Origin of the sequence: Sphingobium sp. Cam5-1 (genome assembly GCF_015693305.1) — a bacterium.
Taxonomy (GTDB): domain Bacteria; phylum Pseudomonadota; class Alphaproteobacteria; order Sphingomonadales; family Sphingomonadaceae; genus Sphingobium.
Window position 1 is genome coordinate 2728738 of the sequence record NZ_CP065138.1, and the last position, 11852, is coordinate 2740589.

General features: G+C 62.3%; 7 protein-coding genes. 6 read left to right on the forward strand and 1 reads right to left on the reverse strand.

Annotation, left to right across the window (positions count from 1 at the left end; all coding sequences use genetic code 11):
- The first annotated feature begins 32 nt into the window (after positions 1 to 32).
- The 3 genes from IZV00_RS13595 to recA all read left to right on the forward strand — a co-directional run bounded on the left by IZV00_RS13595 (position 33) and on the right by recA (position 4069).
- Positions 33 to 2456 carry a hybrid sensor histidine kinase/response regulator gene (locus tag IZV00_RS13595; protein ID WP_196225112.1) on the forward strand — a complete coding sequence of 808 codons (2424 nt, stop codon included), beginning with the start codon at positions 33 to 35 and terminating at the stop codon, positions 2454 to 2456.
- A gap of 80 nt (positions 2457 to 2536) precedes the next feature.
- Positions 2537 to 2893 carry a response regulator gene (locus IZV00_RS13600; RefSeq protein ID WP_196225113.1) on the forward strand — a complete coding sequence of 119 codons (357 nt, stop codon included), beginning with the start codon at positions 2537 to 2539 and terminating at the stop codon, positions 2891 to 2893.
- A 102-nt stretch (positions 2894 to 2995) separates the two neighbouring features.
- Positions 2996 to 4069 carry a recombinase RecA gene (gene recA / locus IZV00_RS13605; RefSeq protein ID WP_196225114.1) on the forward strand — a complete coding sequence of 358 codons (1074 nt, stop codon included), beginning with the start codon at positions 2996 to 2998 and terminating at the stop codon, positions 4067 to 4069.
- A gap of 318 nt (positions 4070 to 4387) precedes the next feature.
- Here recA and IZV00_RS13610 read toward each other — a convergent pair whose 3' ends face one another.
- On the reverse strand, positions 4388 to 5758 hold the full coding sequence (locus tag IZV00_RS13610; protein WP_196225115.1) for a sulfotransferase domain-containing protein: 1371 nt from the start codon (positions 5756 to 5758) through the stop codon (positions 4388 to 4390).
- Between the two features lie 159 nt (positions 5759 to 5917).
- On the opposite strand from IZV00_RS13610, the gene IZV00_RS13615 reads away from it, so the two are divergent.
- From IZV00_RS13615 to IZV00_RS13625, 3 genes are read left to right on the forward strand one after another with little or no spacing between them, the layout of a single operon-like run.
- Positions 5918 to 6733, forward strand: a complete 816-nt coding sequence (locus tag IZV00_RS13615) for an ImuA family protein (RefSeq protein WP_196225116.1) — start codon at positions 5918 to 5920, stop codon at positions 6731 to 6733.
- Positions 6630 to 8225, forward strand: a complete 1596-nt coding sequence (locus IZV00_RS13620; RefSeq protein WP_196226672.1) for a Y-family DNA polymerase — start codon at positions 6630 to 6632, stop codon at positions 8223 to 8225. The genes IZV00_RS13615 and IZV00_RS13620 overlap by 104 nt, the downstream gene beginning before the upstream one ends.
- Positions 8222 to 11818 carry an error-prone DNA polymerase gene (locus IZV00_RS13625; RefSeq protein ID WP_196225117.1) on the forward strand — a complete coding sequence of 1199 codons (3597 nt, stop codon included), beginning with the start codon at positions 8222 to 8224 and terminating at the stop codon, positions 11816 to 11818. Before IZV00_RS13620 ends, IZV00_RS13625 begins: the two co-directional genes overlap by 4 nt.
- The last annotated feature ends 34 nt before the right edge of the window (positions 11819 to 11852 follow it).

An 11852-nucleotide genomic window follows, 5' to 3' on the forward strand; every position in this document is an offset into this window, starting at 1 on the left:
AGTCCAGGCGTTTTCAGGGGGAAGGCCGGCCGATGGCCTCGCGCGTCAAAAGGGATGAGGAAGCGTGGACGGGCGATCGCCCTTCGCGGCTGTCCCTGCCGCTGCTGATACTGGCGGCGCTGCTTTCGGCGGTTCTCGTCATCTATGCGACCGGCAACCCGGCTATGGCCACAGGGTTCGGCGCGATGATCCTTGCCATCGCTGCGCTGCTCAGCTGGTATCGGCGCATTTTCCCGGAAGAGGCGGCAGACGGCGAGGCGGTGCCGGACTGGACGGTAGCGCGCGCCGCAGCGGATGCGTCCAACATGGCCATCGCGGTGACCGACCGGGCAGGGCGGCTTGTCTGCGCCAGCGACCTGTTCGGCGAATGGTTTCCCGGATTTCCGACGCCCCCCAATCTCACCGCCGAGCCGGGCCTGACGGAAAGCCTGAGCGCTGCCGCCCGCGCGGCCTGGCGCGATGGAGAGGCGCGGGTCGAAAGCGTGGCGCAGGGCGCTCTCCGGTTGGACGTCGATCTGTGCCGCACCGGCCGGTCGGAAGATTATCTGCTGTGGCGCTTTACTCCGGTTCGCCAGCCCAACGCGCTCGACGATGTGCACCGCCTGCTGACCGGGGACGCGGGGCGGCAGATGGGCGAGGCCGGGATCATGGCGGTGATGATCGGCGGCGAAGGGCGTATTCGCGCGGCAAATGGGGCTTTCCTGCTGCGTGCCGCTGGCCGGATCGACGCCAATATCACCGGCCGTGACTTTGCCGCCCATATGCGTGTCGATGACAAGGGGCGGCTATTTCTGGCGCGTGAGGAGTCGGGCGGGCTACCGCTGCGGTTGTTGCAGGTGCCATTGCGTCGGACGGCACAGCCTGCTGGTAGCCAAGTGGGCCAAGATGGTCCCATGCTGCTGCTGCTGATCGATGAGCCAGCGGGCAGCGCGGGCGGCACATCGGCGCTTTCCTATATCGAAACGCTGCTGTCCCTGCTGCCCTTCGGCCTTGCCATGGCGGATCGCGATGGTCGCGTCCTGTTCCTCAACAGCGCCTTTTCCCGCGCGGCGGGGCTCAAGCGTAGCGAGAGGCCGAGCTATCCCGGCGATCTGGTCGTGCGGGAGGATCAGGCAGCGGTCGCTGATGCGGTGCGCCGCTTTGCCGTTGGCCCGCAAATGTCGGGCGATATCGCCATCAGGTTGCGCAACGAGCCGGAGGAACCGACGGCACTCAGTCTGGCCGGCGTCCGGGGCCTGGGCGAGGCAGCGGTGCTGCTCAGCCTCAAGGACAATAGCGAGGAAAGCAAGCTTAAGCGGCAGGTGGCGCAGGCGACCAAGATGCAGGCGATCGGCCAGTTGGCTGGTGGCGTCGCGCATGACTTCAACAATATCCTGACCGCGATCATCGGCCATTGCGACCTGATGCTGATGCGCCATACGCCGGGCGACAGCGATTATGACGATATTCAGCAGATCAAGTCGAACAGCAATCGTGCGGCTGGGCTGACGCGCCAGCTGCTCGCCTTTTCACGGCAGCAGACATTGCGTCCGCAGGTGCTGCAACTGCCCGACATCGTTGCCGACGTCTCCAACCTGCTAAAGCGCCTGCTGGGTGAGAGCGTGAAGCTGGAGGTCAGCCATGGCCGCAACCTGGGCGCGGTGCGTGCTGATCCGGGCCAGCTGGAGCAGGTGATCGTGAACCTGGCGGTCAATGCGCGCGACGCGATGCCGGAAGGCGGCATCCTCAATATCCAGACCTATGCGGTTCCGGCCGGCAAGGTGCGCGAAATGCGGCAGGAGATATTGCCCGCCGCCGATTATACCGCGTTGCGCGTGTCCGACACCGGCCTTGGCATCCCGCCCGACATTCTTTCGAAGATTTTCGAGCCCTTCTTCACGACCAAGGAATTGGGCAAGGGCACGGGGCTTGGCCTCTCCACCGTCTATGGCATCGTCAAGCAGTCGGGCGGCTATATCTTCGCCGAATCTGAAATTGGCCGGGGGGCGAGTTTCGTCATCTACCTGCCCGTCTATCAGGGCGCGGACATGGAGCAGGCAATTCCCGCCAAGCTGCCTATCAAACGCAGCGAGACATGGGGCACGGGCACGGTGCTGGTGGTCGAGGACGAGGATATGGTCCGCGCCGTCGCCGAACGCGCCCTTTCGCGTCAGGGCTACAAGGTGCTGACCGCCAATGATGGCGAGCAGGGGCTGGAGGTACTGGCGAGCGGTGAGAAGATCGACCTGCTGATCTCCGACGTGGTCATGCCCAATATGGACGGCCCGTCCATGGTCGCGCGGGCACGGGACACGCATCCCGACCTTCCCGTGCTGTTCATGTCGGGCTATGCCGAGGAGCAGCTGCGCAAGTCGATCGACCTTGCCAATGTCGCCTTCCTGCCCAAACCATTTTCCGTCAGTCAGCTCGCCGAGGCGGCGCGGGACGCCTTGGCAATGGGTACAGCGGTGGAATGAACTTCTTGAACGATCAGGCGTTTATGCTGGTCCGCGCGCCGATGATAAGATAGCGAGCGTAACGAAATAGGGGATCGCACATGTCGGACGGCAAGACCATCCTGGTGGTTGAGGATGAAGCGATGATCGGCATGATGCTGGAAGATTATCTCGAAACATTGGGATATCGCCTGCATGCCATTGCCGTGTCGGTGGACGAGGCGTGCGACCATGCGCGCAAGGGCGGCTTCGACGCCGCGTTGGTGGACTGCAATCTGCAGGGTGAGAAAAGCTGGCCGGTCGCGGACCTGCTGGCGCAAAGCGGTATCCCCTTTATTTTCGCGACAGGGGGCATGGCTGATGATGTGCCGTCAGGGCATTCGGATCGGCCCACTTTGGCAAAACCTTATACGATTGGCGCCGTTGAGCGGGCGCTGACGAAGGTTCTTTCCGCCTAAATAGGAAATTTCCGTTCCCCTCTTGTTCTTTGAGAACAAAGGGGATACATGGTGGCCAAGGCGCCACTTAATCGGCGCTTCCGCTTGACAGGGGATAGGCCGATGACAGCAATGCTCTCACTCATCGATTCCAAGAAGACAGGGACAATGGACAGACAGAAAGCATTGGAAGCTGCCCTTTCCCAGATTGACCGCGCCTTCGGTAAAGGTTCGGCCATGAAGCTGGGCAGCCGCGAGAAGATCGAGATCGAGGCGATTTCGACGGGATCGCTGGGGCTCGACATCGCGCTGGGTATCGGCGGCCTGCCGCGCGGCCGCATCATCGAAATCTATGGCCCTGAAAGCTCGGGCAAGACCACGCTGGCGCTGCATGCCATTGCAGAGGCGCAGAAGACCGGCGGCATTGCGGCCTTTGTCGACGCGGAACATGCGCTCGACCCGGTCTATGCCAAAAAGCTGGGCGTCGACATCGACGAACTGATTGTTTCGCAGCCTGATACCGGCGAACAGGCGCTGGAGATTGTCGATACGCTGGTGCGCTCAAACGCCATTGACGTGTTGGTGGTGGACTCGGTCGCCGCGCTGGTGCCGCGCGCTGAAATCGAAGGCGAAATGGGCGATAGCCATGTCGGCCTTCAGGCGCGCCTGATGAGCCAGGCTTTGCGTAAGCTTACGGGTTCGATCTCGCGTTCCAAGTGCCTTGTCATCTTCATCAACCAGGTCCGCATGAAGATCGGCGTCATGTACGGCAATCCGGAAACGACGACGGGCGGCAACGCGCTGAAATTCTATGCGTCGGTTCGCCTCGACATCCGCCGCACCGGCCAGATCAAGGATCGCGACGATATCGTCGGCAACGCGACCCGCGTGAAGGTGGTGAAGAACAAGGTGGCCCCGCCCTTCAAACAGGTGGAATTCGACATCATGTATGGCGAAGGGATTTCGAAGATCGGCGAGATACTCGACCTTGGCGTCAAGGCGGGCGTGGTCGAAAAGTCGGGCGCCTGGTTCTCCTACGACTCCGTCCGCATCGGCCAGGGTCGTGAAAATGCCAAGACCTTCCTCAAGGAAAATCCCGAAATGGCGGAGCGCCTGGAAAAGGTGATCCGGGGCAAGACCGAAGAGGTCGCCGAAGGGATGATGACCGGACCCGAAGCGGAGGATGATGGCGAATAAGCACGGCTAACGCCTGCGGCCGGATCAGCCGCAGGACAGCCGCGCGGCTCTGCCCGCCTTTCGTTTCACGCACTGAAAAGGCCCGCCCGCGCATTTTCGCGGGGCGGGCCTTTTACCGTGATAAGAGGGCAGAGGGCGAGGCTTGCTCAACAGGGCTAGAGCATAGTGCCTTAAATCAGAATCTTCCTCTGTTACCGTTCGCCCTGAGCTTGTCGAAGGGCTTTTCTTCTTTTTAGAAAGGGAAGGGCTTCGACAAGCTCAGCCCGAACGGGGTTGAGTGATCCAGATAAAAGGCACGATGCTCTAAATGAACATTGATCAGCGGCTGGGGCTCACCATTCCTGCCGGTTTGAGGTCAGAGGGCGGATTTTTGGCGTGGCTCCGCTGGCGCCTTTTGCTCTGCTCGACGGCGAGCTTTTTCTTGAGCCGTACGCCCTGAAGACCCCAATCTCCAAAATGTACGGCAGCCAGGAATATGAGGAGGCCGTTCATGAACAAGGCGATGGTGAGGGGCAGCGCGAGAAAGACGTCGAGTATTTGTTCGGTCGGTGTTTCTACAGGCCCGACCCGGTCGATCCCGAACAAGGCGAGGCCGTCTTCCAGGGAATGCCCATCCCATTCCCGCCGGAAAAACCATTCGCCTACCTCTATCGCCAGAATGGTCGGGGCGATGAGCATGGCGGCGAGGCCGATTATGACCATCGCCTCGCTCAAAAGCTGTACGCCAAGAGAGGGAAGGCGGCGCTTGGTTACAGGATCATGGACCTGTTTTTCGGGCGCCACGGATTGCGATATCCCAATCGATTTCACGGTGGATGACGAAGGCGGGTCCGAAAAGCCGTATCGATCCAGCTTGGCCAACATGCGGGGGTTCAACTGAGACGTGCAGCTATCCTCGATGAATTTTTGTTGCTCGATCGTCAGTTCCTGGCGGAAGCTGTCGGATTGTCCCTTTCTGATCCGCAGGGCATCTGAATCCGATCTGTCATATTCATGGCCGGGAATGCCCTGGGCGAGTTCCAATGCCTTGAGCTTTTCGAAGGATGAGTTTTCCACCGCATATCGAAGAGCCTGGGTGTTGACTGGCTCATCCAGGAAATTGAGCATCTTTTCGACTTCTGCCTCCGTTTGAAGCAGTAGATCCTCATAATATATGATGTGATGATCATGCCGTTCGAGGCCATTGGCCCAGCTGTTCATATATTTGATATAGTGGGGCAGGCCTCTATTCTCATCCATGAGAAAATCATCAACGCTGCCTTGAAACGACATCTTATGCCGGGTCACATGGTGATAGTCGGAAATAAGTACGGCCCGCGGATCGCGGATCAGGAATATGATGGGCAGCCGACCGGGCAGGGTCGGCTTGAAGCGCAGATGGGTGGAAGGGATGAGGGGGAAAGAAGCCTCCTCCGACCTGCGGACAAAGGCCGGTATGCCGCGCACCGGATCCAGGTCGAAATTGGGAGCAAAGGTGAACATGCTCTGGGTCGTAATGGGCGGATATGCACGCGACGCGAGGAAATATTGCGCCAGGATAAACCTGAGCCAGGTCCTGCCCGACTTCGGGTAGGAGGCAAGGAGCGCGGTCGCGGCGCTGGAAACAAGACGCAGGCTGCGAGCCGAAGCAATGCGGCGCGCCAAAAGGAAGGGCGCGTGAGCCAGTGAGGCGATGTGGGACGTGTCCATCGACACAGATTAGCTTGGCAGAATGCCGGGTGTGAAACTTTTCCGGATGATGGCCAATGTGTGTAAGAAGCTGAAACCATCCTCCCTTTTTTCTGATGCCAGCCAAGTTGATTGACAGGGGGTGCGCTATCGTCGAAAAGAACATATAGAGAACATTCTATGGTGGATTCGGTGAACAGGCTTGCAGCCCTCAGGCGGCACATTGCATCACTGGAAGGGATTCCGGCCGTCAAAGCAGGTGCGCGTATCACGACCGGACATGCGGCTTTTGATCAGGCATTGCAGGGTGGCCTTGCCAGGGGGCGGGTGCATGAATTGTTCGGGAATGCTGAAGATGAAGGCGCCACTGCCGGTCTTTCCCTGATCCTTGCCCATCTTGCGGCGCGTGAGGCTCCTCTGTTCTGGTTGCGCCTTCCAGATGGAGCGGCGGGACAACCTTATGGCCCGGGTCTTGCCGCGCTTGGAATAGATCCAGCCCATTTGCTGGTCGGCGTGATGAAGGATGAGGCCCTGCTGCTGCGCGCGGCGGTCGATGCGTTGCGATGCCCGGCGCTGGGCGCGCTGGTCATCGAACTGCGCGGGCGCGCGCCGCTCATGGACCTGACTGCCAGCCGCCGCCTGGCGCTGGCGGCGGAGACGTCTGGTGTTACCGCCTTCGTCCTGCGGATCGGCGGCGATCCGGTGCCGAGCGCGGCGGAGACGCGGTGGCGGGTGGAGGCTGCGCCATCCGTGCCGTTGCCGGGCAATGCGCCGGGCATGAGCGCCTTTTCGCTCCACCTGTTGCGCCGCCGTTCGGGGGCAGACGGCATGACATGGCGGATGGTGTGGAATGCCGAACGGGGAGATTTTGGAGAAGAGTGCGATGAACGCCATGAGCATGGACGGGCAGGCGGAGAACGCGCTGAAGAGGCGGCGCTACCTGGCGCTGTGGTTCCCCTTCCTGCCGGTCGACCGCCTGCGCATCGCGCGGCCTGATCTGTGGCAGGCACAGGGCGGCGCCGGGCCGGTCGTCATCGTGGAGGCTGTGCGCGGGGCCATGCGCCTTGTGACGCCGGATGCCGATGCGCTGGCGCTGGGCCTGAGCGCAGGCATGACGCTGGCCGATGCGCGGGCGCAGGAGCCGGATCTGGTCAGCTTCGAAGCGGATCATCATGCCGATCAGGATTGGCTGGAGCGGCTGTGCGATGGGTGCGCGCGCTATACGCCGGCGGCCGCGATCGATCCGCCGCATGGGCTGATGCTGGACATCACCGGCTGCGCGCATCTGTGGAACGGGGAGGAGGCCCTGGCGCGCGAGGCGGTGGAGCGGTTTGAGCGGCACGGCATGGAAGTGCGTCATGCAGTAGCGGGCACGCCTGAGGGCGCGCATGCGCTGTGCCGTTTTTCCGCCGGGCCAGCGCCAGATGAGGAGGCTGCGCTGCGTCGCCTGCCGGTCGAGGCGCTGGAGCTGGAGCAGGAGAGCGGGGTGGCGTTGCGACGCGCGGGGCTGCGCACCATCGGCGATCTTGCCGCCCGCCCCGCCGCTGCGCTAGCCGCGCGCTTTGGCGAGGAGGCGGTGGACGCGCTGCATCGCCTGCTGGGTCTGGGGCATCGCCCGCTTAGCCCCCGCCGTCCGCGTCCCGTCCTGCGGATCGAGCGTCGTTTCGCCGAGCCTGTGGGCAGCACCGCCTATGCCTTGCAGCGGGTTGAGGAGATGGCGGGCGAAGCGGGCGAGCGGCTGACTGAGCGGGGCGAGGGCGGGCGGCGGTTCGAATTGCTGTTCTTCCGCGCCGATGGCCTCGCCTTTCCGCTGCGGGTGGAAACCGGCCTGCCGGTGCGGGATGCGCCTGCGATCATGCGGCTGGTGCGGGAGCGGATCGACAGCCTGTCCGATCCGCTGGATCCCGGCTTCGGCTTCGACATGCTGCGCCTTACCGTGCCGCAGACCGAGCCGATGGCCGCGACCCAACTGGCGCTGGAAGGGGGAGAGGCGCGACGCGAGGAAGCGGTCGCGGCGCTGATCGATCGGCTGTCCGTCCGCGCTGGCCGCAACCGCATCCAGCGGTTGGAACCGCGCGACAGCCATATTCCCGAGCAGGCGCAGCTTGCCTTGCCCGCGATCGAAAGCCGCACCCCGTCCAGTTGGCCGCGTCAGGAAGAGTCCGGCGACCCGCCGATGCGCCCCATCCATCTGTTCGACCCGCCCCAGCCGATCGAGGTAGTGGCGGAGGTCCCCGACGGTCCGCCCCATCATTTCCGCTGGCGGCGTAGCGCGCATGAAGTGACTCGCTATGAAGGGCCAGAGCGGATCGCGCCCGAATGGTGGAAGGCGAAGGACGGCGCACTAGCGGGCGAAGGTGCGGGCATGACGCGCGACTATTACCGGATCGAGGATGCGCGCGGTCGCCGCTACTGGATCTTCCGCCATGGCCTTTACGGCACGGAGGCGCGGCATCCCGGCTGGTACATCCACGGCCTGTTCGCATGAAACGCGGAAAGGGACCTGACCCGTCCAAGCCCAGGTCGCCCGACCGGCGGGAGTTGGACGAGGTTGAGGCAAGGGAGAAGATACGACAGGCTGTAAGACCGCCAGTGTCGAGGGAGGGGCCTGCCTTCGCCGAATTGGGCGTCATGTCCAATTACAGCTTCCTGCACGGCGCCTCACACCCTTCAGATATTGTTGCACAAGCCAATCATCTGGGGCTACGCGCCATCGGCATTGCTGACAGGAACAGCGTGGCTGGCGTGGTGCGCGCTTATGTTGCCCTTCGCGACGCGCCGGACAAGGCCCGCGCCGCCATAATCAAAGAAAAGAAGGAGAGGGGCGAATCAGTCGAACTGACCGCCCAGGAAGAGGCTGCCTGTCATACCGATCTGCGCTTGGTGGTGGGCGCTCGCCTGGTCTTTGTCGATGGTACGCCTGACATTCTGGCCTATCCCAAAAGCCGCTTTGGGTGGGGACGGCTTACCCGTCTGTTGACCAAAGGCAATATGGAAGCGGTGAAGGGAGATTGCATTCTTACCTTCGGTGATTTGCTTAGCCATCTTGACGACCTTCTGTTGATTGTCCTGCCGCTATCCACGGCTCGGCCCCAAGAGGTACACAAGGCTCCCCCGGCCTATCCGTCCGGGGATGAGGTGGTGTCCATCTCTCACCTGAAACTGGTGCCGCCTGCGTCTCCGCCCACATGGCAGGATGCATTGCGCCTGTTGCATGACAAGGCGCCGGGATGTGTGTGGCTTGGCCTGACCCTGCGCTATCATGGGCGCGACCGCCGACATGCCACCGCTATTCAGCAGACTGCCCGTGAGGTGGGTGTGCCAGTCATCGCGACCAATGATGTGCTATATGCCGAAGCGACATCGCGGCCCTTGCAAGACGTGCTCAGCTGCATTCGGGATGGCGTGACGCTCAAGCAAGCGGGGCGACGGCTGGAAGCACATGCTGAGCGGCATCTCAAATCTCCGCAGGAAATGGCCCGCCTTTATGCTGCCTATCCGCAAGCGCTGGCTGAAACGATCCGCTTCGTTGATCAGATCGATTTCGTCCTCACTGACCTAAAATATGAATATCCTCATGAGCCGGTGCCGTCCGGCTGGTCACCCGATGGCTGGCTGGAGGATTTGGTGCGTCGCCGGGCAAAGCGCCGTTACGGGCGCAGATTGCCTCCCAAGGTAAGGGCGCTGATAGGACAGGAGCTGCGCCTTATCCGAATGCAGCGCTATGCTTATTACTTCCTGACCGTCCACGACCTTGTGTGCTTCGCCCGCGCGCAGAAGCCCCCCATTCTCTGCCAGGGCCGGGGGTCCGCCGCCAACTCGATTGTCTGCTTCCTGTTGGGCGTCACGTCCGTCGATCCGATGAAGCACGACCTGCTCTTTTCCCGTTTCGTGTCAGAAGAGCGCAACGAACCGCCCGACATCGACGTCGATTTCGAACATGAGCGGCGTGAGGAGGTGATGCAATATATCTACCGCCGCTACGGGCGCGAGCGGGCGGGGATCGCCGCGACCGTCATCCATTACCGGTCTCGCAGCGCCCTGCGCGAAGTGACGAAGGTACTGGGCCTTAGCGAAGATATCGCGGCGCGCCTGTCCAGTACCGTCTGGGGCAGCTACTCAAGCGATTTGGGCGATGGGCGTTTCATCGATGCGGGCTTTTCCCTCGACAATGCGGAGATACTGCGGTTGCGATCGCTGGTTCAGCAACTGATCCGAGCGCCTTTTGCCCGGCATCTGTCCCAGCATGTCGGCGGCTTTGTGCTGACTCAGAACCGGCTGGATGAAACGGTGCCCATTCACAATGCTGCGATGCCGGATCGTAGCTTCATCGAATGGGACAAGGACGACATCGATGCGCTGGGCCTGATGAAGGTCGATGTGCTCGCGCTCGGCATGTTGAGCTGCATTCGCAGGGCTTATGAATTGATGCGGCGTCATGGCCTGGGCGATCATGACCTGACCGTCGATCTCGATTCCGAAGACTCTGCTGTTTACGCCATGCTGCAAAAGGGGGACAGCATCGGTGTGTTTCAGGTGGAAAGCCGGGCGCAGATTAACATGCTGCCGCGCTTGAAGCCGGAGAACCTGTACGACCTGACAGTGCAGGTTGCGATCGTTCGGCCTGGGCCGATCGAAGGCGACATGGTGCATCCCTATTTGCGGCGGCGGGCGGGCCTTGAAAAGCCGGAATTTCCTTCCCCCGGCTATCCACATAATCCCAATGAGTTGCGGGAGTTGCTGAAGGATACCTACGGTGTCCCCCTGTTCCAGGAACAGGCGATGAAGCTCGCCATTGTCGCGGCGGAATTTACGCCATCGGAGGCTAACCAGCTGCGGCGGTCGATGGCGACTTTCCGGCAAGTGGGGGGCATGGACAAGTTCAAGGAGAAGATGATCGGCGGTATGGTGCGGCGGGGCTATGAGCGTGACTTTGCCGAGCGTTGCTATAGCCAGATCGAAGGGTTTGGCAGCTATGGCTTTCCTGAAAGTCATGCCCTGTCCTTTGCCCGGCTGGTCTATGTGTCGGCCTGGATCAAATGCCACCAGCCTGCCGTCTTTGCCTGTGCGCTGCTGAATTCTCAGCCGATGGGGTTCTATGCGCCCGCGCAGATCGTGCGGGATGCGCGGGAGCATGGCGTCGCGGTGCATGATGTGGATGTGAATATGAGCGGGTGGGACAATGCGCTCGAACCGCTGCTGCGGTCGCGGGACATGCGGCGGGGTGAGGGGGAGGGGCGGGCGTTGGCGCTGCGGCTGGGCTTTCGCCAGATCGATGGTTTTCGCGAAGCTTGGGCGGCGCAGATGGTGGAGGCGCGGGAAGGTGGGCTGTTCACCAGCCTTGAGGATCTGGCGCGGCGGGCTGGGTTGCCCGCGCGGGCGCTGCGCTTGCTGGCGGATGCGGACGCGTGCCGGTCGTTGGGGCAGGATCGGCGGGAGGCGCTGTGGGAGGCGCGGCGGACGCCGTCCAATGAATTGCCGCTGTTCGCTGCTGCCCGGAAGCGGGACCAGAAGGCGGCGGGAGAATTGGGGCAGGAGCCGGACGCGATGTTGCCCGCCATGCCGCTCGCCGAACAAGTCGCGGCCGATTATCAGATGACACGCCTGTCGCTCAAAGGCCATCCGATGGAGTTCCTGCGCCCGGTCTTTGCCGCCGAGGGGGTGCTGAGCTGCGCGCAGACATCGGCCGCGAAGAACGGGACGAAGGTGCGGACGGCGGGCGTGGTGCTGGTGCGGCAGCGGCCGGGCAAGGGCAATGCCGTCTTCATCACGATCGAGGATGAAACGGGGATCGCCAACATCCTGCTGTGGGCGCGACTGTTTGAAATGCAGCGGCGGCCGGTGATGGCGTCGCGGCTGATGCTGGTCGAAGGCGAGGTGCAGCGGAGCAAGGAGGGCGTCGTCCACCTGATGGCGAGCCGGGTGCATGATCGCACCGCCGAGCTGTCGCGTCTGTCGGATACGCATAAGCCGCAGATCGCTTTGTCGCGGGCGGATGAGTTTGTGCATCCTCAGCATCCCCGGACGTCCAGCCATCCGCGCAATGTGCGGATATTGCCCAGGTCTCGGGACTTTCATTGAGGGCGAGGATAAGATCAAAATCCTCCCTGCGCGT